The following is a 22724-nucleotide window of genomic DNA, read 5'->3' as shown; positions in this document are numbered from 1 at the left end:
GCGATGGATGACGGTCTGCGTTTCGCCATCCGTGAAGGCGGCCGTACCGTTGGCGCGGGCGTTGTTGCTAAAGTTCTCGGCTAATTGCTGATAACATTTGACGCAATGCGCAATAAAAGGGCATCATTTGATGCCCTTTTTGCACGCTTTCCCACCAGAACCTGGCTCATCAGTGATTTTTTAGGTCATAATCATTGCTGAGACAGGCTCTGAAGAGGGCGTTTAAGGAAGTATATAGCGCCGAAAAGCAGCAGTGCATTTCGGTTTGGCTCGCCTCGCTTACGCGGGGTGAAAATATTTGTCTGAATTCTGGTGACAGGTTGGTTTATGAGTGCGAATACCGAAGCTCAAGGGAGCGGGCGCGGCCTGGAAGCGATGAAGTGGGTAGTTGTTGCTGTATTGCTCATCGTAGCTATCGTCGGCAACTATCTTTATCGTGACATGATGCTACCGCTACGCGCGCTGGCAGTAGTAATTCTTATTGCTGCAGCGGGCGGTGTCGCGCTGTTGACAACGAAAGGCAAGGCGACCGTCGCCTTTGCTCGCGAAGCGAGAACCGAAGTCCGTAAAGTGATTTGGCCAACTCGCCAGGAAACGTTACACACTACGTTAATCGTGGCTGCAGTGACTGCTGTCATGTCGCTGATCCTGTGGGGGCTGGATGGTATTCTGGTCCGCCTGGTCTCCTTTATCACTGGCCTGAGGTTCTGAGATGTCTGAAGCTCCTAAAAAGCGCTGGTACGTCGTTCAGGCGTTTTCCGGTTTTGAAGGTCGCGTAGCGACTTCGCTGCGTGAACATATCAAATTACACAATATGGAAGAGTTGTTTGGTGAAGTCATGGTACCGACCGAAGAAGTGGTCGAAATCCGTGGTGGCCAGCGCCGCAAGAGCGAGCGCAAATTCTTCCCGGGCTACGTACTGGTCCAGATGGTGATGAACGATGCGAGCTGGCACCTGGTACGTAGCGTTCCGCGCGTCATGGGTTTCATCGGTGGCACCTCCGATCGTCCTGCGCCGATCAGCGATAAAGAAGTTGACGCTATCATGAACCGCCTGCAACAGGTAGGTGACAAACCGCGTCCGAAAACGCTGTTTGAACCAGGTGAAATGGTTCGTGTCAGCGATGGTCCGTTTGCCGACTTCAACGGCGTGGTTGAAGAAGTGGACTACGAGAAGTCTCGCCTGAAGGTGTCTGTTTCTATCTTTGGTCGTGCGACCCCGGTAGAACTGGACTTTGCCCAGGTTGAAAAAGCGTAACCAGACGATCAAAAAAGCGGCGATTTAATCGTTGCACAGGGCGCGAAATTGACATACAATTTCGCGCCTTTTGTTTTTATGGGCTATGGGCCCGTAAAACGTATTTATCACGGGGAGCCTTTTTTAAGGCGTTAGACCCAAACGAGGAAATTTAAATGGCTAAGAAAGTACAAGCCTACGTCAAGCTGCAGGTTGCAGCTGGTATGGCAAACCCGAGTCCGCCGGTTGGTCCAGCACTGGGTCAGCAGGGTGTGAACATCATGGAATTCTGCAAAGCGTTCAACGCAAAAACGGATTCCATCGAGAAAGGTCTGCCAATTCCGGTTGTTATTACCGTTTACGCTGACCGTTCTTTCACCTTCATTACCAAAACGCCTCCGGCAGCAGTTCTGCTGAAAAAAGCGGCTGGTATTAAGTCTGGTTCTGGCAAGCCGAACAAAGACAAAGTAGGTAAAATTTCCCGCGCTCAGCTGCAGGAAATCGCGCAGACCAAAGCTGCCGACATGACTGGTGCCGATGTGGAAGCGATGACTCGCTCCATCGAAGGTACTGCACGTTCCATGGGCCTGGTAGTGGAGGACTAAGTAATGGCTAAACTGACCAAGCGCATGCGTGTGATCCGTGAGAAAGTTGATGTAACTAAACAGTATGACATCAATGAAGCTATCTCTCTGCTGAAAGAACTGGCTACCGCTAAGTTCGTAGAAAGCGTAGACGTTGCCGTTAACCTCGGCATTGACGCGCGTAAATCTGACCAGAACGTACGTGGTGCAACCGTACTGCCGCACGGTACTGGCCGTTCTGTTCGCGTAGCCGTATTTACCCAGGGCGCAAACGCTGAAGCGGCTAAAGCTGCCGGCGCTGAACTGGTAGGTATGGAAGATCTGGCTGATCAGATCAAGAAAGGCGAAATGAACTTTGACGTGGTTATTGCTTCTCCGGATGCAATGCGCGTTGTTGGCCAGCTGGGCCAGGTTCTGGGTCCACGTGGCCTGATGCCAAACCCGAAAGTCGGTACTGTAACGCCTAACGTTGCTGAAGCGGTTAAGAACGCCAAAGCAGGTCAGGTTCGTTACCGTAACGACAAAAACGGCATCATCCACACCACCATTGGTAAAGTGGATTTTGACGCTGACAAACTGAAAGAAAACCTGGAAGCTCTGCTGGTTGCGCTGAAAAAAGCAAAACCGACTCAGGCAAAAGGCGTGTACATCAAGAAAGTTAGCCTCTCCACCACCATGGGTGCTGGCGTTGCCGTTGATCAGGCTGGTCTGAGCGCTTCTGCGAATAGCTAAGATTAGCTTTACGTGGGCGGTGAATTTGTCTACAATCTTCGCCCACGATTCCTCTGACGTAGGTTAGAGGATAACCGAATTGTTCGTTGGAGCCTGGCCTATCCAGGCCTCCGTCGAAGACCGCAGGTGTTTCGCAAGAGACTTAATGCCCTGCGTAGACGGTGACAGAACGCTAAGATTATTTTTATATTCTGGCTTGTTTCTGCTCACCGTATTAAGACGCTCTTTCCGTTGGGAGGAGTGAAGTGAGTTCCAGAACATGAGTTCTGGCAAACATCCAGGAGCAAAGCTAATGGCTTTAAATCTTCAAGACAAACAAGCGATTGTTGCTGAAGTCAGCGAAGTAGCCAAAGGCGCGCTGTCTGCAGTTGTTGCGGATTCCCGTGGCGTCACTGTAGACAAAATGACTGAACTGCGTAAAGCAGGTCGCGAAGCCGGCGTATACATGCGTGTTGTTCGTAACACCCTGCTGCGCCGTGTGGTTGAAGGTACTCAGTTTGAGTGCCTGAAAGACGCGTTCGTTGGTCCGACCCTGATTGCATATTCTATGGAACACCCGGGCGCTGCTGCTCGTCTGTTCAAAGAATTCGCGAAAGCGAATGCAAAATTTGAGGTCAAAGCCGCAGCCTTTGAAGGTGAGTTGATCCCGGCATCGCAAATCGATCGCCTGGCAACCCTGCCGACCTACGAAGAAGCAATTGCACGCCTGATGGCAACCATGAAAGAAGCTTCGGCTGGCAAACTGGTTCGTACTCTGGCTGCTGTACGCGATGCGAAAGAAGCTGCTTAATCGCAGTTATCTTTGTAAAGCATCTGCTTACGTATAAACTTATTCTGATTTTCAGGAACAATTTAAATGTCTATCACTAAAGATCAAATCATTGAAGCAGTATCCGCTATGTCCGTAATGGACGTTGTAGAACTGATCTCTGCAATGGAAGAAAAATTCGGTGTTTCTGCTGCTGCCGCTGTAGCTGTAGCTGCTGGCCCGGCTGAAGCTGCTGAAGAAAAAACTGAGTTCGACGTAATTCTGAAAGGTATTGGCGCGAACAAAGTTGCAGTAATCAAAGCAGTACGTGGCGCAACTGGTCTGGGTCTGAAAGAAGCGAAAGACCTGGTTGAATCTGCTCCGGCCGCTCTGAAAGAAGGCGTGAGCAAAGATGACGCTGAAGCACTGAAAAAATCTCTGGAAGAAGCTGGCGCTGAAGTTGAAGTTAAATAAGCCAACCCTTCCGGTTGCAGCCTGAGAAATCAGGCTGATGGCTGGTGACTTTTTGGTCACCAGCCTTTTTGCGCTGTAGGGCATCGGTAGCATTTCACACTGTTTGACTACTGCTGTGCCTTTCAATGCTTGTTTCTATCGACGACTTAATATACTGCGACAGGGTGCTCGCTCTGTGTAAATCGCAATGAAATGGTTTAAGCGTGATAGCAACAGGCATTGCGGAAAGTATCCATTTTCCGGTCAACAAAATAGTGTTGCACAAACTGCCATTCAATTGGGCAGATGGGTCGACTTGTCAGCGAGCTGAGGAACCCTAATGGTTTACTCCTATACCGAGAAAAAACGTATTCGTAAGGATTTTGGAAAGCGTCCGCAGGTTCTGGACATTCCTTATCTCCTTTCCATCCAGCTTGACTCGTTTCAGAAGTTTATCGAGCAAGATCCCGAAGGGCAGTATGGTCTGGAAGCAGCTTTCCGTTCCGTCTTCCCGATTGCCAGCTATAGCGGTAATTCTGAGCTACAGTACGTCAGCTATCGCCTGGGCGAGCCAGTCTTTGACGTACAGGAATGTCAGATTCGTGGCGTGACCTATTCGGCACCGCTGCGTGTAAAACTGCGTCTGGTGATCTACGAGCGTGAAGCGCCGGAAGGCACCGTTAAAGACATCAAAGAACAAGAAGTGTACATGGGCGAAATCCCGCTCATGACCGACAATGGTACCTTTGTTATCAACGGTACTGAGCGTGTTATCGTTTCTCAGTTGCACCGTAGCCCTGGCGTCTTCTTTGACTCCGACAAAGGCAAAACCCACTCTTCGGGTAAAGTGCTGTATAACGCGCGTATCATCCCTTACCGTGGTTCCTGGCTGGACTTCGAATTCGATCCGAAGGACAACCTGTTCGTGCGTATCGACCGTCGCCGTAAACTGCCTGCGACCATCATTCTGCGTGCGCTGAACTACACCACTGAGCAGATTCTGGATCTGTTCTTTGAAAAAGTGGTCTTTGAGATCCGCGACAACAAGCTGCAAATGGAACTGGTGCCGGAACGCCTGCGTGGTGATACCGCATCCTTTGACATTGAGGCTAACGGCAAACTGTACGTCGAAAAAGGTCGTCGCATCACGGCGCGCCATATTCGCCAACTGGAAAAAGACGATATCAAACATATCGAAGTTCCGGTTGAGTACATCGCGGGCAAAGTTGCCTCTAAAGACTACGTTGACGAATCCACTGGCGAGCTGATCTGCCCGGCTAACATGGAGCTGAGCCTCGATCTGCTGGCTAAGCTGAGCCAGTCTGGCCACAAGCGTATCGAAACGCTGTTCACTAACGATCTGGATCACGGTCCGTACATTTCTGAAACGGTACGCGTCGACCCAACCAACGATCGTCTGAGCGCGCTGGTAGAAATTTACCGCATGATGCGCCCGGGTGAGCCGCCGACTCGCGAAGCGGCTGAAAGCCTGTTCGAGAACCTGTTCTTCTCCGAAGACCGCTATGATCTGTCTGCGGTGGGTCGTATGAAGTTCAACCGTTCTCTGCTGCGCGACGAAATCGAAGGTTCCGGTATCCTGAGCAAAGACGACATCATCGAAGTGATGAAGAAGCTCATCGATATCCGTAACGGTAAAGGCGAAGTCGATGATATCGACCACCTCGGCAACCGTCGTATCCGTTCCGTAGGCGAAATGGCGGAAAACCAGTTCCGCGTTGGCCTGGTACGTGTTGAGCGTGCGGTGAAAGAGCGTCTGTCTCTGGGCGATCTGGATACCCTGATGCCTCAGGACATGATCAACGCCAAGCCGATTTCTGCCGCGGTGAAAGAGTTCTTCGGTTCCAGCCAGCTGTCCCAGTTTATGGACCAGAACAACCCGCTGTCTGAGATCACGCACAAACGTCGTATCTCTGCACTCGGCCCGGGCGGTCTGACCCGTGAACGCGCAGGCTTTGAAGTTCGAGACGTACACCCGACGCACTATGGTCGCGTATGTCCAATCGAAACGCCTGAAGGTCCGAACATCGGTCTGATCAACTCCTTGTCCGTGTACGCACAGACAAACGAATACGGTTTCCTCGAGACTCCGTACCGTAAAGTGACCGACGGTGTAGTTACCGACGAAATTCATTACCTGTCTGCTATCGAAGAAGGCAACTACGTTATCGCTCAGGCGAACTCCAACCTGGATGACGAAGGCCACTTTGTAGAAGATCTGGTGACCTGCCGTAGTAAAGGCGAATCCAGCTTGTTCAGCCGTGACCAGGTTGACTACATGGACGTATCCACCCAGCAGGTGGTATCCGTCGGTGCGTCCCTGATCCCGTTCCTGGAACACGATGACGCCAACCGTGCATTGATGGGTGCGAACATGCAACGTCAGGCGGTTCCGACTCTGCGTGCTGATAAGCCGCTGGTGGGTACCGGTATGGAACGTGCTGTTGCCGTTGACTCCGGTGTTACTGCAGTGGCTAAACGTGGCGGTACTGTTCAGTACGTGGATGCTTCCCGTATCGTTATCAAAGTTAACGAAGACGAGATGTACCCGGGCGAAGCAGGTATCGACATTTATAACCTGACCAAATACACCCGTTCAAACCAGAACACCTGTATCAACCAGATGCCTTGCGTATCTCTGGGCGAGCCGGTAGAACGTGGTGATGTGCTGGCAGACGGTCCGTCCACCGACCTCGGTGAACTGGCGCTGGGTCAGAACATGCGCGTGGCATTCATGCCATGGAATGGTTATAACTTCGAAGACTCCATCCTCGTCTCCGAGCGTGTTGTCCAGGAAGACCGTTTCACCACCATCCACATTCAGGAACTGGCATGTGTGTCTCGTGACACCAAGCTGGGGCCGGAAGAGATCACCGCTGACATCCCGAACGTGGGTGAAGCTGCGCTCTCCAAACTGGATGAATCCGGTATCGTTTATATCGGTGCGGAAGTGACCGGTGGCGACATTCTGGTGGGTAAGGTAACGCCGAAAGGTGAAACCCAGCTGACGCCAGAAGAAAAACTGCTGCGTGCGATCTTCGGTGAGAAAGCGTCTGACGTGAAAGACTCTTCTCTGCGCGTACCAAACGGTGTTTCCGGTACCATTATCGACGTTCAGGTCTTTACCCGTGATGGCGTGGAAAAAGACAAACGTGCGCTGGAAATCGAAGAAATGCAGCTCAAGCAGGCGAAAAAAGACCTGTCTGAAGAACTGCAGATCCTCGAAGCGGGCCTGTTTAGCCGTATCTACGCGGTGCTGGTTGCCGGTGGCGTTGAAGCTGAGAAACTCGACAAGCTGCCACGCGATCGCTGGCTGGAACTCGGCCTGACCGACGAAGAGAAACAAAATCAGCTGGAACAGCTGGCTGAGCAGTACGACGAACTGAAACACGAGTTCGAGAAAAAACTCGAAGCGAAACGCCGTAAAATCACTCAGGGCGACGATCTGGCACCGGGCGTGCTGAAGATTGTTAAAGTGTATCTGGCGGTTAAACGTCGGATTCAGCCGGGTGACAAGATGGCAGGCCGTCACGGTAACAAGGGTGTTATCTCTAAGATCAACCCGATCGAAGATATGCCGCACGATGCTAACGGTACCCCGGTAGATATCGTACTGAACCCGCTGGGCGTACCGTCTCGTATGAACATCGGTCAGATCCTGGAAACTCACCTGGGTATGGCTGCGAAAGGTATTGGCGATCAGATTAACGCCATGCTGAAGCAGCAGCAGGAAGTTGCCAAACTGCGCGAGTTCATCCAGCGTGCCTACGATCTGGGCGCTGACGTTCGTCAGAAAGTTGACCTGAATACCTTCAGCGATGAAGAAGTTCTGCGTCTGGCTGAGAACCTGAAAAAAGGTATGCCGATCGCCACGCCGGTGTTCGACGGTGCGAAAGAGTCTGAAATCAAAGAGCTGTTACAGCTGGGTGGCCTGCCGACGTCTGGTCAAATCACCCTGTTCGACGGCCGTACCGGTGAGCAGTTTGAGCGTCAGGTAACCGTCGGTTACATGTACATGCTGAAACTGAACCACCTGGTTGATGACAAAATGCACGCGCGTTCCACCGGTTCTTACAGCCTGGTAACTCAGCAGCCGCTGGGTGGTAAGGCACAGTTCGGTGGTCAGCGCTTCGGGGAGATGGAAGTGTGGGCGCTGGAAGCTTATGGCGCAGCATACACCCTGCAGGAAATGCTCACCGTTAAGTCTGATGACGTCAACGGTCGTACCAAGATGTATAAAAACATCGTGGACGGCAACCATCAGATGGAACCGGGCATGCCGGAATCCTTCAACGTACTGTTGAAAGAGATTCGTTCGCTGGGTATCAACATCGAGCTGGAAGACGAGTAACTCTCGCTCAACAGGTCACTGGTGCTGGCGTAACAGCCAGCGCCAGATTGTGCTAACTCCGACGGGAGCAAATCCGTGAAAGATTTATTAAAGTTTCTGAAAGCGCAGACTAAAACCGAAGAGTTTGATGCGATCAAAATTGCGCTGGCCTCGCCAGACATGATCCGTTCATGGTCTTTCGGTGAAGTTAAGAAGCCGGAAACCATCAACTACCGTACGTTCAAACCTGAACGTGACGGCCTTTTCTGCGCCCGTATCTTTGGGCCGGTAAAAGACTATGAGTGCCTGTGCGGTAAGTACAAGCGCCTGAAACACCGTGGTGTGATCTGTGAGAAGTGCGGCGTTGAAGTGACCCAGACTAAAGTACGCCGTGAGCGTATGGGCCACATCGAGCTGGCGTCTCCGACCGCTCACATTTGGTTCCTGAAATCGCTGCCGTCCCGTATCGGTCTGCTGCTCGATATGCCGCTGCGCGATATCGAACGCGTACTGTACTTCGAATCTTATGTGGTTATCGAAGGCGGTATGACTAACCTGGAACGTCAACAGATCCTGACTGAAGAGCAGTATCTGGACGCGCTGGAAGAGTTCGGTGACGAATTCGACGCGAAGATGGGTGCGGAAGCAATCCAGGCCCTGCTGAAGAGCATGGATCTGGAGCAAGAGTGTGAAACGCTGCGCGAAGAGCTGAACGAAACCAACTCCGAAACCAAGCGTAAGAAGCTGACCAAGCGTATCAAACTGCTGGAAGCGTTCGTACAGTCTGGCAACAAGCCGGAGTGGATGATCCTGACCGTTCTGCCGGTTCTGCCGCCAGATCTGCGTCCGCTGGTTCCGCTGGATGGTGGTCGTTTCGCAACATCGGATCTGAACGATCTTTATCGTCGCGTGATCAACCGTAACAACCGTCTGAAACGTCTGCTGGATCTGGCTGCGCCGGATATCATCGTACGCAACGAAAAACGTATGCTGCAGGAAGCGGTTGACGCCCTGCTGGATAACGGTCGTCGCGGTCGTGCGATCACCGGTTCTAACAAACGTCCTCTGAAATCTTTGGCCGATATGATCAAAGGTAAACAGGGTCGTTTCCGTCAGAACCTGCTCGGTAAGCGTGTTGACTACTCCGGTCGTTCTGTTATCACCGTAGGTCCATACCTGCGTCTGCATCAGTGCGGTCTGCCGAAGAAAATGGCGCTGGAACTGTTCAAACCGTTCATCTACGGCAAGCTGGAACTGCGTGGCCTCGCCACCACCATCAAAGCCGCGAAGAAAATGGTTGAGCGTGAAGAAGCTGTCGTTTGGGATATCCTGGACGAAGTTATCCGCGAGCACCCGGTACTGCTGAACCGTGCACCAACCCTGCACCGTCTGGGTATACAGGCATTTGAACCGGTACTGATCGAAGGTAAAGCTATCCAGCTGCACCCGCTGGTTTGTGCGGCCTATAACGCCGACTTCGATGGTGACCAGATGGCTGTTCACGTACCGCTGACGCTGGAAGCCCAGCTCGAAGCGCGTGCGCTGATGATGTCGACCAACAACATCCTGTCTCCGGCGAACGGCGAACCGATCATCGTTCCGTCTCAGGACGTTGTACTGGGTCTGTACTACATGACCCGTGACTGTGTTAACGCCAAAGGCGAAGGCATGGTGCTGACTGGCCCGAAAGAAGCTGAGCGTATTTATCGCGCTGGCCTGGCCTCTCTGCATGCGCGCGTTAAAGTGCGTATCACCGAATATGAAAAAGATGCTAACGGCGAATTCGTTGCGCACACCAGCCTGAAAGACACGACTGTTGGCCGTGCCATTCTGTGGATGATCGTACCGAAAGGTCTGCCTTTCTCCATCGTCAACCAGGCGCTGGGCAAGAAAGCAATCTCCAAAATGCTGAACACTTGCTACCGTATTCTGGGCCTGAAACCGACCGTTATTTTTGCGGACCAGACGATGTACACCGGCTTTGCTTATGCAGCGCGTTCAGGTGCATCCGTGGGTATCGATGACATGGTCATCCCGGAGAAAAAATACGAGATCATCTCTGAGGCGGAAGCGGAAGTTGCTGAGATCCAGGAGCAGTTCCAGTCTGGTCTGGTTACCGCTGGCGAACGCTATAACAAAGTGATCGATATCTGGGCTGCGGCGAACGATCGTGTCTCCAAAGCGATGATGGACAACCTGCAAACTGAAACCGTAATTAACCGTGACGGCGAAGAAGAGCAGCAGGTTTCCTTCAACAGCATCTACATGATGGCCGACTCCGGTGCGCGTGGTTCTGCGGCACAGATTCGTCAGCTGGCTGGTATGCGTGGTCTGATGGCGAAGCCGGATGGCTCCATCATCGAAACGCCAATCACCGCGAACTTCCGTGAAGGTCTGAACGTACTCCAGTACTTCATCTCCACGCACGGTGCGCGTAAAGGTCTGGCGGATACCGCACTGAAAACCGCGAACTCCGGTTACCTGACCCGTCGTCTGGTTGACGTGGCGCAGGATCTGGTGGTCACTGAAGACGACTGCGGCACGCTGGAAGGCATCACCATGACCCCGGTTATCGAGGGTGGCGACGTTAAAGAGCCGCTGCGCGATCGCGTTCTGGGTCGTGTGACTGCTGAAGACGTTCTGAAGCCGGGTACGGCGGACATTCTGGTTCCTCGCAACACGCTGCTGCACGAGCACTGGTGTGACCTGCTGGAAGAGAACTCCGTTGACTCCGTCAAAGTGCGTTCCGTTGTATCCTGTGACACCGACTTTGGTGTATGTGCGCACTGCTACGGTCGTGACCTGGCGCGTGGCCACATCATCAACAAAGGTGAAGCTATCGGCGTTATCGCGGCACAGTCCATCGGTGAGCCGGGTACACAGCTGACGATGCGTACGTTCCACATCGGTGGTGCGGCATCTCGTGCGGCTGCTGAATCCAGCATTCAGGTGAAAAACAAAGGTAGCATCCGTCTGAGCAATGCGAAGTCGGTTGTTAACTCCAGCGGTAAACTGGTTATCACCTCACGTAATACTGAGCTGAAACTGATCGACGAATTCGGTCGTACCAAAGAAAGCTATAAAGTGCCTTACGGCTCTGTGATGGCGAAAGGTGATGGTGAGCAGGTTGCCGGCGGTGAAACCGTCGCAAACTGGGACCCGCACACCATGCCGGTTATCACAGAAGTGAATGGTTTCGTTCGCTTCACTGACATGATCGACGGCCAGACCATTACGCGTCAGACCGATGAACTGACCGGTCTGTCTTCGCTGGTGGTTCTGGATTCAGCGGAACGTACTACCGGTGGTAAAGATCTGCGTCCGGCACTGAAAATCGTTGATGCTCAGGGTAATGACGTTCTGATCCCTGGTACCGATATGCCTGCGCAGTACTTCCTGCCGGGTAAAGCGATTGTTCAGCTGGAAGATGGCGTACAGATCAGCTCTGGTGACACCCTGGCCCGTGTTCCGCAGGAATCCGGCGGTACCAAGGACATCACCGGTGGTCTGCCGCGCGTTGCCGACCTGTTCGAAGCACGTCGTCCGAAAGAGCCGGCTATCCTGGCGGAAATCAGCGGTATCATTTCCTTCGGTAAAGAAACCAAAGGCAAACGTCGTCTGGTTATCACCCCGGTAGACGGTAGCGATCCGTACGAAGAGATGATCCCGAAATGGCGTCAGCTCAACGTGTTCGAAGGTGAACGTGTAGAACGTGGTGACGTGGTTTCCGACGGTCCGGAAGCACCGCACGACATCCTGCGTCTGCGTGGTGTGCATGCTGTGACTCGTTACATCGTTAACGAAGTTCAGGACGTATACCGTCTGCAGGGCGTTAAGATTAACGATAAACACATCGAAGTTATCGTTCGTCAGATGCTGCGTAAAGCGACCATCGAAAATGCAGGTAGCTCCGACTTCCTGGAAGGCGAACAGGTTGAATACTCACGCGTTAAGATCGCTAACCGCGATCTGGAAGCGAATGGCAAAATCGGTGCGACCTTCGCACGCGATCTGCTGGGTATCACCAAAGCGTCTCTGGCAACCGAGTCGTTCATCTCTGCGGCATCGTTCCAGGAGACCACGCGTGTCCTGACCGAAGCAGCCGTTGCAGGTAAACGTGATGAACTGCGCGGCCTGAAAGAGAACGTTATCGTGGGTCGTCTTATCCCGGCGGGTACCGGTTATGCGTACCATCAGGATCGTATGCGCCGCCGCGCAGCGGGTGAACTCCCGGCTGCACCGCAGGTGACGGCTGAAGATGCGTCTGCAAGCCTTGCAGAACTGCTGAACGCTGGCCTGGGCGGTTCCGACAACGAGTAATCGTTGAGCGCCCGATAGTATAAAAGCCAGTCAGGTTTCCTGACTGGCTTTTTTTATATTCTGTTTTTCAACACCGAAAATGCCCGCCTTGTTTCCCGGCACCTTACCTGCTTAAAACCCATCAAGACATGCTTATCTGTATGTATTTAAAAGCGTTTAATGAATGCATTCCCGTTTGTTTTTGTTTTTTCGGGATATCTGTGAAAGGGTTCATGGAATGAATGTGATATAACAAATATAACTATAGTGCGAGGGGTAATTATGTTCAGTAAAGAGCGGCAGCGTGAAATATTAGCATATCTGAATAAGCATGAACGAGCTACGGTTAATCAACTCGCCGTTTTATTCTCGGTCAGTAAGGAAACTATTCGTAATGATTTGAATATACTTGCCGGGCAAGAATTTATTCAACGCTGCCATGGTGGAGCTATAATATTACGCCGAATTTTTCGCTCTAAGTCTGTTAATGATTTTGGCCCTTCAATAGTAAAATTTCTGAATCAGGTTGACCGACAAGGACGCAGCACTTCTGCCTTAAAGAAAAAAGGACAAAGGATGAAGAATAAAGTCTGTATATTAGGATCGTTTAACGTCGATATCATTGCTAATGTTGAACGATTTCCTAAAAATGGAGAGTCGCTTCTCGCCAGTAACACTATCATTGGCCCCGGTGGTAAGGGCGCTAACCAGGCGCTGGCCGCCAGTAAATGCCAGGTTCAGGTGCATTTTGTAGGTAAAGTAGGAAATGACCATTTCAGCAAGATGGCACATGATCACCTCTCTTCATCAGATATTGACAGCTTTACGTTATACCAGGATGAGGAGCATAAAACCGGCAGCGCGATTATATATGTTTCACAGTCAGATGGTGAAAATATGATTGCGATTTATTCCGGTGCTAATCAATATATCACTGAAAGTGAGGTGGCGAATATAGCCAGTGAACTGGCTGATGCGAAAATATTTTTAACCCAACTGGAAAACAACATCGAGGCAACGCATAAAGCATTAATGATGGCGTCCAGTCTGGGGGTAAAAACAATACTTAATCCGGCACCTTATTCTGAGCACGCGGCTACCTGTTTACCTTATGTTGATTATTTAACGCCGAATGAAACTGAAGCCTCACTAATGTCAGGGGTTGAGGTTAATGATATAGCGAGCGCTAAAGATGCAGCGCGAGTGATTAAATCAATGGGAGCCAAAAACATCATCATTACGATGGGTTCACAAGGCGTGCTGATCTATGACGGTAAACAGTTTACCCATATTCCGGCACTGAAAGCCGTTACTGTTGATACAACTGGTGCAGGCGATGCGTTCAACGGTGCATTTGCCGCTGCTATGGCTAAAGAGCAGTCACTGCATTCAGCCGCAAAATTTGCTTGTGCGTTTGCGTCTCTGGCGGTCGAGCGAGAAGGTGCTGCCAGTATGCCTGATTATCAAAATGTGTTATCACGCCTTGTTCAATATGAAAGGAAATAAGACGATGACTCAAGTGCAAAATACGGTTGATGCATCCGGGCCGATGAAGGTTGAAACGAATGGCGTCAACCCGGTTACAGACAATGAACGGTACGGTACACCCGCCGGACTTTTTCCAATTTGGTTTTCCTGGAACGTCTCAATTCTTGGAATTACGTACGGGATTTATGTTTACTCATTGGGATTAAGCCTGTGGCAGGCTATTTTCGCTGGCGTACTGGGATATTTTCTTTCCAGCACGCTTGTCGGCGTACTTGCCGTTGGAGGACCACGCACCGGCTTGCCAACGCTAACGCAGACACGTTTTGCCTTCGGTTACCATGGTAATAAAATTCCCACGTTATTTGCTTATATTTCGAACATGGGCTGGAAGGTGACGATTATTACGCTTTCTTCTACGACGGGGGCGTCATTATTTGCCACGTTATGGCCCGCCGTGTTTGCCGCAGAGGGTGGTCACCCTACTCTGACATGCCTTTTAGGCTGGTTTGTTGTGACGCTGGCGTTGACGATGTCGGTCGCCATTTATGGCCATCAACTCATCATGAAAGTTGAGAAGTACATTGCATGGTTGACCGGGGGGATGAGTATTATCTTTATTATTCTCATCATGCCACATATCCACTGGTCTCAATCCGGCACAACCCCGGACGCGGGTCTATTAACCTTTATTGGTGGGATGGTAATGGCGATGACCATGGTTGGGCTGGGGTTCCTCAACTATGGCGGCGACTTTGCCCGATACCTTCCACGCAGCACGCCGGCAAGAAAAGTGGTTTTCTGGACCTCTATGGGCATCTCGCTACCGGTATCTATCCTGTTGATCCTGGGCGCACTGCTGGCAGACAGCAATCCCGCGCTGAGCAACGCGGCAGCTTCCGAACCCATCGCTGCATTAACGTCCTTCTTACCTTTTTGGTTTTATGTTCCTTTTTCCATTGTAATTATTATCTCACTGCTCGCGGCGGCTATTACCGGGGTTTACAGTTCCGGTCTGGCACTGCTGGCGATGGGCGTCCCGGCCAGCCGTTCCACAACAACGGCGCTCAATGCCGTTATCATCGCTTTTGGCGCATTCTATCTGTTATTTATTTCCGATTCTTTCCTGGCAACGTTTCAATCCTTCCTGGCAACAGTTTCCGTTGTACTGGGATCGATGGGGGCTATCCAGCTGGTCGATTTTGCCCGACAAAAACGCCTGAACTGGAATACGGCTATGGCCCAACCTTCCGGTGCTGGTGGGCGTAATGGTCGGTGGACTGCTCTATTGTCGCTTTTTATTGCATCCGTCGTAGGGATGGGGACCATTACGTCTGGCGATCCGTGGATTGCGCATCTGGTTGGTTTTTTGCTGACCGAGGAAACCAAAACCAGCGTATTTGCGACGGCGAATATCGGCGTTGTGGTGGCGATGCTGGTGGGAGCGACGTTGTACGCTATTTTGACCTATCTCTGTCATTTTGATGTTCTTCCTTCAACAATCGACGTAAAGGATAACAACCATGAATAATCCTTTACCGGAAGCCCTGCAACGTTTTCAGAACCCGGATGTCTGGCATGCTCCTGCAACGTACTGGTTCTGGCATACGATCCCCAACTCGCAACAAATAGATCAGCAATTGCTGCAATTAAAAGAAGGGGGATTCGGATCGTTTCAAATCGCTGCACGTTTAAGTTTGCCCCTGGAAGAATATCTCAGCAATGCGTGGCTGGAAGCCTGTCGCTATACGGCGGATAAGGCCGCTGAACTGGGCCTGATGATGGGAGTATATGATGACTACAATTGGCTTTCCGGGCATGCAGGCGGAAGAACGGTTGCCGGGCATGATGAGCTTCGCGAGCGCCACCTTTTCTGGAGCCAGGCACAGGGAAAGGTTTCTGAAAGGGTAATTACCTGCTCTATTTCCGATATTCGTTCCGCTGATGCCCTGGCCTTGCAGCAGTGCGGTATGGACTGGATATTTGAAGAGGGTAGACCGGCCTGGGATGAGTGGGAAATTGTGGCCGCTTATGCCACACCGCTTTCTGACACGTTCGACACAGATAATGTTATCGATGTTGCATATTGCGCCCGCACAGTGGAGGCCACGTCCGGGAGGCTAAGTGTCGAGTTTGATGTTGATAAACTGCCGTGGCGGGAAAATACCGTTGTGAGTCTGTTTGCTGCCGCGCGTTGCCGTACTTCCAGAATGATTAATTATTTGATGCCGGAGGCAGCGAAAAATTTCATTCGCGTTGGCTATGAGCCCTATGCGCATGCCTTTGGCGATCATTTCGGCAAAACGGTTGCGTATATGTTTTTCGACCAGCCACATAGCTGCTTCTGGCAGTGGCGGGAACATTCTGGGCCGGTGAAATCCTCGCTGATGTTTGATCGTCGTCTTATTGATTCACTGGAAACGGAGGACGCGTTACCTGAAATATTATTGTCGTTAATTATGGACATTGGCGATCGTACTGCACGGCGTCGCTGCGCGTTTTTCTCGCATTACTCACAATTGGCAATGACATCATTTTTCGGTGAGCTTGCCGCCTGGTGCCGCCAGCGAAATGTTTTGCTCAGCGGACACGAAGTCTTAGGGCATGTCAGCAGTTGGGATTTTGCCAGTAAAATCATTACCGAGGATAACCGCTGTAATTTTGCCATGGATTACTTTGCGCTTGATGGATGGCGGGATATTACGGCAGTCGATTCACGGAATAACGATCCGCAGATGGCGGCTAAAGTCGGTGACTCTGTTGCACGTTCACATGGCCGCAAGGGATGCATTGTAGAGCAATACTACGCCCGTGTACTGCCCGGAACACATTTCGCGGCGGGCCAGTGGGAGCTTTCATTACATGAATACAGAAAGCAGGCATTCCGTCATCATCTTCTGGGAGCAAAGCAATTTTTAATCCATGCTTTCTGGTTAACGGATGGAACGTCAGATGACAGCGTATTAAATAATCCACGGTTTGATTTTGCTCCAGGCATTAACTTTCAGCCCTGGTATCCTTTTCATGCCAGCTTTGCCCGGGAGTCCGGGCGTCTGTCTGAGTTTCTTGATTTCGGTGATCCTTATATCGATATCGGTATTATCTATCCGAAGCGCACGTTCTGGCATTACGGCATTGACGGTGAAGAAGGCGCAACCGGTGCGCGCTGGGCGCAGCGACTTAGCGCAGAAGGCTATGAATATTTCTTTATTGATGAAGATAACGTGTTGCAGGCGCAGGATAGTTTAATCAATGGGGAATATTATCCAGCGTTGCTACTGACGGATATGAAAGTTGTACGGTCGATTGAGACGTTGCTGCGCCTGGAGAGTTTCGTGTGCGCAGGAGGACGATTACTGATCGCGGGTAAGCATATGACGCATAGCGAAGCATCGGGGTTTGAGCCGGGGCTTGGGGAACGTCTAACCAAATTTATCAATAAGCATGAACGGTGCTGTGTAATACAGGATACATTACCAGCAGACCTGAAAACCACCCGACCTTATATCGGATTTGCGCCACAAAATGGACAGGTCTGGACGCGAATAACGCATGATGACACCACAGAGTATTTTACACTGTTCAATGATAGCGATGCTCCATTGCATGCCTGGCTGCATTTCCCCGCGCTGTCAGGTCGGTTATGTGAATGGCAAATCGCGACGGGAGATGTCAACTGTCTGGCCGAAGATGTCAGTGAAAGCTATCCTGTCAGGGTTAATGCGGGAGATGTTCGCTGCTTTTCACTTCATACAGAAAGACGTATTCATACCATCGTACTGGATAAACACTGGCAACTGGTGGTCGATAATATTTCCCGCCCTGTTGAAGTGGATCGCGGATGGGAATTACAGGGCCTGAATGACTGGTGTGGCGCGGGCCGGTATCAACTTGATATTGAATTTGATGCTATCGTAGACGATGCGCAGCTCTGTTTACCAAACGTATCGGGCAGTGTAGAAGTATGGCTTAACGGGCAACAGGTCGGGGAAAAAGGATGGCCAGAATATCGGTTTACGCTACCAGCACATCTGCTGCGTAAAAAGAACGCGCTGGCTGTCGTGGTATATCCTTCTGCCGCTAATCATTATTACGCGAAAAGTGCCTGGCAGGGAGGGCAACTGGCTCCATGCGGAATAACGTCGCCGCCTTACCTGCAAACTAAAAATAGTATTAAGATTGCAGCGGTATAATGCCGATGGTGTTTCTTCCGGGCCAGTCCGATCCGCTGACTGGCCTGCTTTATTTAATGGTTGAATATCACCAGGTTCACTTATCAGCTATTTCCTGGTAACACTTTGGGCATATTGTTATGAGCAATAGTGCGTCAATGGCGGGGGGAGTAAAAGAAAACAACGTATTTTGCGCTATAGATCATTATCGTAAAGCGCGTAGCGTAATAGTAGATTCTTGAGTGAATCTCCCGATGCGGCAGCGGCAGCGGCTTCGGGAGACAGAGACTGAGATTAGTTTACCAGTGGCAACCGACGATAAAGTTCGATCATATCGCCTGCCAGATCCTGAATCACCATGGCGTTCATCAGGTGATCCTGAGAGTGAACGGTAATAAGGTTAACTGGAAGCTTGCCCGCACCTTCATCAAGGCCGATAAGCTGCGTCTGGATTTTATGCGCATGCTTGACGTATTCATGGGATTCTTCCATCGCTTTTTCAGCGCCGGTAAAATCGCCTTTACGCGCCAGCTGTAATGCGGTGAGTGCCTGGCTGCGAGCCGCCCCGGCGTTCACTAACAGCTCCATAATGATTGTTTCTAAATCTTCCACAACGTTACTCCATTAGCTTGAGGGCTTTCTCAAGTACGACATCACCTTTCATCATGCCGTAATCCATCATATCGATAACCGCGACTTTCTTGCCCAGCGGGTCGGCCTGTGCCTGTAATTTTGCCTGCTCATATTTCACCTGCGGCCCCAGCAAAACGATATCAGCAGTAGCAATATTGTCATTGAATTCAGCGACGGGCACAGCCTTGATCGACACTTCGACCCCTTTCTTCTGAGCTGCATCCTTCATACGTTGAACTAACATGCTGGTGGACATACCGGCAGCACAGCATAAAACGATGTTCTTCATAACTAGCCCTCAATGTTCCTTGGTCCTTTATCATTATCCGTGGCCGCACGGCAGACAACGTTTTTGCGTCGAATGTGTGTAAGGCATCACAAAGAAAGCCGCAAAAAATGAAACCGGTTACATTTTGACATCAAATCAGCGTGCACGATCTACTATCCGCCTCCCGATATGTGGTCAGGATAGTATTACCTTTAAATGTGCCATTAATCACAAAACACGTTTAATCCTCTTCATTCGATTCTGCGGCCATTGACAGATAAAAAGAGGATAAATACTATTGCGACTTAGTGGTATATACCACTTAACCTATAGCAAAACAGTGAGAACGATATGAATAAATTCACTGAATTAATGGAAAAAAATCTATTGCCACTGGCAATAAGAATTGAAAATAACGATTATCTCTCAGCCATTAAGGATGGTTTTATCAGGATTATGCCGTTCCTGATTATTGGCTCCTTTTTCCTGTTGATCGCCAACCTCCCTTTCCCTGGATATAGTGATTTTATCGTCGGTCTTTTTGGCGATAAATTCATTAGCCAGCTTAATTATATTCTTGATGCAACCTATTCAATCATGGCGCTGCTGGTCATTGTCAGCATCAGTATCAGCATGGCCAAACGCTGGCAGCTCAATGAAATATCGTGCGCGCTGATTTCGCTGGTTTGTTTTATGATTATAACGCCTTTTAAACTGCCGCAAGCGCAGGGCGGTGTTATCAGCGATGTGATCCCGGTTTTTGCTTTAGGTGCCCAGGGGTTATTTTTATCCATTATTGCCACGCTTATCGCGGTCAGACTTTATCGCCTGTTTAGCCATCCCCGGTTAATGATTATTATGCCTGATAGCGTCCCTCCGGCGGTGGCAAATAGCTTCAGCTCGCTTATTCCTTCGTTATTGATCGTCCTGATTTTCTGGGGAATACGGCTGCTTTTTGAATCCACAGCCTACGGCACCGTGCAGGAGATGATCTTTACCGTCCTGCAAGCGCCGATGATGAAGCTGGGTAACACGCTGCCTTCACAGATGGTTGCCGAATTTTTTATCAGCTTCTTTTGGTTCTTTGGCCTGCACGGTGATTCTATCGTAACGGCGATCATGGGACCGGTATGGCGGTCGCTGACGCTGGAAAATTTGCAGGCGATGAAAACCGGTTTGCCACCTGTGAATATTATTACCCAACAGTTCCGCGATGTGTTCCTGATTTGTGGCGGTACTGGTTTCACCCTGGCGATGCTGCTGGTGATGCTGTTTCGCGCTAAAAGTAAACGCATGCGTGAAATCGCAAAATTGGCGACCCCGGCTGCCATCTTTAATATCAATGAACCGATTATCTTCGGTGTTCCTATTGCGCTGAATCCGGTATTGCTCATTCCTTTTATTGTCGTACCGGTCGTGCTTTGCGTGATTACGTATAGCGCGATGGCCAGTGGATTTCTGCCATTAACCTCCGGCCTGGAAATTCCATGGACTACCCCGATTTTTATTAGCGGCTTTCTGATTTGTGGCTGGAAAGGGATTTTATTTCAGGCGATCAACCTTATTGTCGCGATGACGATTTATTATCCGTTTGTGATGACTCTCGACAGGCAATATTTACGTGATGAAACCAGTTCTGTAGATGAAGCCGTAACCAAATTGCCCGTAACAGAATATTAAAAGGACGATATGATGAATAAGAAACTTAAAATTGTAACTATCGGCGGCGGTAGCTCTTATACGCCAGAAATCATTGAAGGTTTTATCCAGCGTTATCATGAACTGCCGATTGGCGAAATCTGGCTGGTGGATGTAGAAGCCGGACGCGAGAAGCTTGAAATCGTCGGTAATCTGGCAAAACGAATGGTAGAAGCGGCGGGTATTGATTGCCAGGTCCATCTGACGCTCGACCGTCGTGCAGCACTAAAAGATGCTGATTTCGTGACGACGCAGCTACGCGTAGGTCAACTGGATGCGCGCATTAAGGACGAACGTATTCCACTCTCGCACGGGCTGATTGGTCAGGAAACCAATGGTGCAGGCGGACTGGCGAAAGCGCTGCGTACCATTCCTGTCATCCTCGATATTTGCCGCGATATGGAAGAATTATGTCCGGATGCCTGGCTGGTCAACTTTACCAATCCAAGCGGTATTGTGACTGAAGCCGTCATCAAACACAGCCGGATTAAATGCGTTGGCCTGTGCAATCTCTCTCAGTCTATGCAGCGCATGGTGGCAGAGATCCTCGGCGTGGATAAATCCCGCTTCCTGTTACAACTGGTGGGGTTAAATCACTTCCTGTACGGCACCCACGTCTATATGGATGGCAAGGATGTGATGCCAGAGGTGCTGAAAAATCTGAAGTATGACAGCGCCCATAAGCCAAAAAATATCCCCGATATTCCATGGCTACAGGAACAGATCCAGCATTTGGGGGTGATCCCTTGCCCGTATCACCAGTATTACTACACCACCAGCGACGTACTGGAAAACCAGTTGCACGATTACAAGGAGCACGGTACGCGTGGTGAAGTGGTAAAAGCCGTCGAGCATGAACTCTTCGAACTGTATAAAAACCCCGATCTGCATGAAAAGCCGAAGCAGCTGGAGCAACGTGGCGGGGCATACTACTCTGAAGCCGCCTGCGAACTTATCAGCGCTATTTATAACGACAAGAATCTATTAATGACGGTGAACGTACGTAATAACGGCGCGATCCGCTCGCTGCCGGATAATGTCGCTATTGAAACCACCTGCGTGATTGGCCGCTATGGTGCCATCCCGTTAAACAATGACGCCCTACCTTCTACCGTTTCCGGTCTGGTCTCGGTGATGAAATCCTGGGAGGAGATGGCGGTAGAGGCGGCCGTCACCGGAAGCTACGGTGCGGCGCTACAGGCGCTGACCCTGAACCCGCTGGTACCGTCGGGTAAAGTAGCGAAGCAGGTGCTGGATGAGCTGCTGGAAGCGCATCGTGAATATCTGCCGCAGTTTTTCAGGGCGTAAGCACTTTACGGCTGCGCATGCGGAACAGGTCGCCACGGTTATAGCTCCAGGAGTAGTTAAACACCGTGCCGTCTGCCAGCCACGTGCGCTCCTTAATGTGTAGCATCGGCGAGTTCACCGGAACGGCAAGAAGCGTTGCCATTTCCGCATTAAACAAACTGGCGGCGACTTCAGTATCCGTACCGCCAATTTTTTGCCGGCAGGTTTGCTCAATGAAGGTGTACAGCGAATGGTGCTGGAGCGTGTCGTCATCAATCGTGGCAACAATCGCCAGCGGAATATAGCTGTCTTCAATCAGTGCGGGAACGTCGTCAAAGAGACGCACGCGACGGATGGCATGAACCGGCTCGTCTGCCGGGACGCCAAACTGGCTGGCAAGATATTCACCCGCCGGTTGCCGGACGTGGTAAATCAACTGGCTGGTGATGGTGGCTTTCTCGCTCAGTTCCTGGGTCACACCCAGCGCGCTGTTTTTGCCTTCCGGGTTGAGCAGGTATACCGGTGGGGCAAAGGCCCGGCAAACGAACGTGCCTTTGCCGACGACTTTTTTAACCAGGCCCTCCTGCTGCATATGGGCAATAGCTTTCTGGACCGTGGCGCGCGTGACCTGGTACGTCTCAGCCAATTCGCGCTCAGAAGGTATAAGTGAGCCAACAGGATACTTTTGGTTTTGAATATCGCGTCTCAGCGTGTCGCGGATCAGAATATAGACTGGCTTCATGGCGGTCCCGGAAAAGAAGCAATAAAAAGGCTGGCGTT

The 22724-nt window shown here is 50.9% G+C and carries 17 protein-coding genes; 14 read left to right on the top strand and 3 right to left on the bottom strand.

What is annotated here, in order from left to right:
- The 12 genes from CHU32_RS25345 to CHU32_RS25285 form a co-directional block, all read left to right on the top strand.
- A partial coding sequence (locus tag CHU32_RS25345; RefSeq protein WP_000740160.1) for an EF-Tu C-terminal domain-related protein occupies positions 1 to 84 on the top strand: 84 nt, incomplete at its 5' end.
- Between the two features lie 243 nt (positions 85 to 327).
- Positions 328 to 711, top strand: coding sequence for a preprotein translocase subunit SecE (secE, locus tag CHU32_RS25340; RefSeq protein WP_003862342.1), 384 nt, complete (start codon positions 328 to 330; stop codon positions 709 to 711).
- Between the two features lies 1 nt (position 712).
- Complete coding sequence (gene nusG / locus CHU32_RS25335; RefSeq protein WP_002438628.1) at positions 713 to 1258, top strand: transcription termination/antitermination protein NusG; 546 nt, start codon at positions 713 to 715, stop codon at positions 1256 to 1258.
- Between the two features lie 155 nt (positions 1259 to 1413).
- Entirely contained in the window at positions 1414 to 1842 is a 429-nt protein-coding gene (rplK, locus tag CHU32_RS25330; protein WP_103678677.1) for a 50S ribosomal protein L11, read from the top strand.
- A gap of 3 nt (positions 1843 to 1845) precedes the next feature.
- On the top strand, positions 1846 to 2553 hold the full coding sequence (gene rplA / locus CHU32_RS25325) for a 50S ribosomal protein L1 (protein ID WP_103678676.1): 708 nt from the start codon (positions 1846 to 1848) through the stop codon (positions 2551 to 2553).
- Positions 2554 to 2845: 292 nt separating this feature from the next.
- Positions 2846 to 3343 (top strand): 50S ribosomal protein L10, encoded by a 498-nt coding sequence (gene rplJ / locus CHU32_RS25315; RefSeq protein ID WP_002438625.1) that lies wholly within the window; start codon positions 2846 to 2848, stop codon positions 3341 to 3343.
- Between the two features lie 66 nt (positions 3344 to 3409).
- Entirely contained in the window at positions 3410 to 3775 is a 366-nt protein-coding gene (gene rplL / locus CHU32_RS25310) for a 50S ribosomal protein L7/L12 (protein ID WP_049842133.1), read from the top strand.
- Between the two features lie 319 nt (positions 3776 to 4094).
- Positions 4095 to 8123, top strand: coding sequence for a DNA-directed RNA polymerase subunit beta (gene rpoB, locus CHU32_RS25305; RefSeq protein ID WP_103678675.1), 4029 nt, complete (start codon positions 4095 to 4097; stop codon positions 8121 to 8123).
- 75 nt (positions 8124 to 8198) lie between these two features.
- Positions 8199 to 12422: a DNA-directed RNA polymerase subunit beta' gene (rpoC, locus tag CHU32_RS25300; RefSeq protein WP_103750946.1), complete on the top strand. Its 4224-nt coding sequence runs from the start codon at positions 8199 to 8201 to the stop codon at positions 12420 to 12422.
- A 261-nt stretch (positions 12423 to 12683) separates the two neighbouring features.
- Positions 12684 to 13907, top strand: a complete 1224-nt coding sequence (rbsK, locus tag CHU32_RS25295) for a ribokinase (RefSeq protein ID WP_103678673.1) — start codon at positions 12684 to 12686, stop codon at positions 13905 to 13907.
- 4 nt (positions 13908 to 13911) lie between these two features.
- Entirely contained in the window at positions 13912 to 15417 is a 1506-nt protein-coding gene (locus CHU32_RS25290; RefSeq protein ID WP_245880273.1) for a purine-cytosine permease family protein, read from the top strand.
- Positions 15410 to 18079, top strand: coding sequence for a hypothetical protein (locus tag CHU32_RS25285; protein ID WP_103678672.1), 2670 nt, complete (start codon positions 15410 to 15412; stop codon positions 18077 to 18079). Before CHU32_RS25290 ends, CHU32_RS25285 begins: the two co-directional genes overlap by 8 nt.
- Before the next feature lie 273 nt (positions 18080 to 18352).
- On the opposite strand, the gene CHU32_RS25280 is transcribed toward CHU32_RS25285, so the two are convergent.
- Positions 18353 to 18670, bottom strand: coding sequence for a PTS lactose/cellobiose transporter subunit IIA (locus CHU32_RS25280; protein ID WP_103678671.1), 318 nt, complete (start codon positions 18668 to 18670; stop codon positions 18353 to 18355).
- A 4-nt stretch (positions 18671 to 18674) separates the two neighbouring features.
- Entirely contained in the window at positions 18675 to 18980 is a 306-nt protein-coding gene (locus tag CHU32_RS25275; protein WP_103678670.1) for a PTS sugar transporter subunit IIB, read from the bottom strand.
- 330 nt (positions 18981 to 19310) lie between these two features.
- Between CHU32_RS25275 and CHU32_RS25270 the strand changes: the two genes are divergently transcribed.
- Together CHU32_RS25270 and CHU32_RS25265 are read left to right on the top strand one after the other, a co-directional pair.
- Entirely contained in the window at positions 19311 to 20639 is a 1329-nt protein-coding gene (locus tag CHU32_RS25270) for a PTS sugar transporter subunit IIC (RefSeq protein WP_103678669.1), read from the top strand.
- Between the two features lie 9 nt (positions 20640 to 20648).
- Complete coding sequence (locus CHU32_RS25265; RefSeq protein ID WP_483883556.1) at positions 20649 to 21965, top strand: 6-phospho-beta-glucosidase; 1317 nt, start codon at positions 20649 to 20651, stop codon at positions 21963 to 21965.
- On the opposite strand, the gene CHU32_RS25260 is transcribed toward CHU32_RS25265, so the two are convergent.
- Entirely contained in the window at positions 21955 to 22686 is a 732-nt protein-coding gene (locus tag CHU32_RS25260) for a GntR family transcriptional regulator (RefSeq protein ID WP_176691715.1), read from the bottom strand. The two genes, CHU32_RS25265 and CHU32_RS25260, sit on opposite strands and share 11 nt — an antisense overlap.
- Positions 22687 to 22724 lie beyond the last annotated feature (38 nt).

The organism is Superficieibacter electus, assembly GCF_002915575.1.
Classification (GTDB): domain Bacteria; phylum Pseudomonadota; class Gammaproteobacteria; order Enterobacterales; family Enterobacteriaceae; genus Superficieibacter; species Superficieibacter electus.
The sequence above is the reverse complement of the archived record's forward strand: the minus strand, read 5'-3'. Positions and strand labels throughout refer to the sequence as shown.

Excerpts from the sequence above, each read along its gene's own strand:
- secE (WP_003862342.1), top strand. The coding sequence starts at position 328 with ATGAGTGCGAATACCGAAGCTCAAGGGAGCGGGCGCGGCCTGGAAGCG.
- nusG (WP_002438628.1), top strand. The coding sequence starts at position 713 with ATGTCTGAAGCTCCTAAAAAGCGCTGGTACGTCGTTCAGGCGTTTTCC.
- rplK (WP_103678677.1), top strand. The coding sequence starts at position 1,414 with ATGGCTAAGAAAGTACAAGCCTACGTCAAGCTGCAGGTTGCAGCTGGT.
- rplA (WP_103678676.1), top strand. The coding sequence starts at position 1,846 with ATGGCTAAACTGACCAAGCGCATGCGTGTGATCCGTGAGAAAGTTGAT.
- rplJ (WP_002438625.1), top strand. The coding sequence starts at position 2,846 with ATGGCTTTAAATCTTCAAGACAAACAAGCGATTGTTGCTGAAGTCAGC.
- rplL (WP_049842133.1), top strand. The coding sequence starts at position 3,410 with ATGTCTATCACTAAAGATCAAATCATTGAAGCAGTATCCGCTATGTCC.
- rpoB (WP_103678675.1), top strand. The coding sequence starts at position 4,095 with ATGGTTTACTCCTATACCGAGAAAAAACGTATTCGTAAGGATTTTGGA.
- rbsK (WP_103678673.1), top strand. The coding sequence starts at position 12,684 with ATGTTCAGTAAAGAGCGGCAGCGTGAAATATTAGCATATCTGAATAAG.
- CHU32_RS25290 (WP_245880273.1), top strand. The coding sequence starts at position 13,912 with ATGACTCAAGTGCAAAATACGGTTGATGCATCCGGGCCGATGAAGGTT.
- CHU32_RS25285 (WP_103678672.1), top strand. The coding sequence starts at position 15,410 with ATGAATAATCCTTTACCGGAAGCCCTGCAACGTTTTCAGAACCCGGAT.
- CHU32_RS25275 (WP_103678670.1), bottom strand. The coding sequence starts at position 18,980 with ATGAAGAACATCGTTTTATGCTGTGCTGCCGGTATGTCCACCAGCATG.
- CHU32_RS25270 (WP_103678669.1), top strand. The coding sequence starts at position 19,311 with ATGAATAAATTCACTGAATTAATGGAAAAAAATCTATTGCCACTGGCA.
- CHU32_RS25265 (WP_483883556.1), top strand. The coding sequence starts at position 20,649 with ATGATGAATAAGAAACTTAAAATTGTAACTATCGGCGGCGGTAGCTCT.
- CHU32_RS25260 (WP_176691715.1), bottom strand. The coding sequence starts at position 22,686 with ATGAAGCCAGTCTATATTCTGATCCGCGACACGCTGAGACGCGATATT.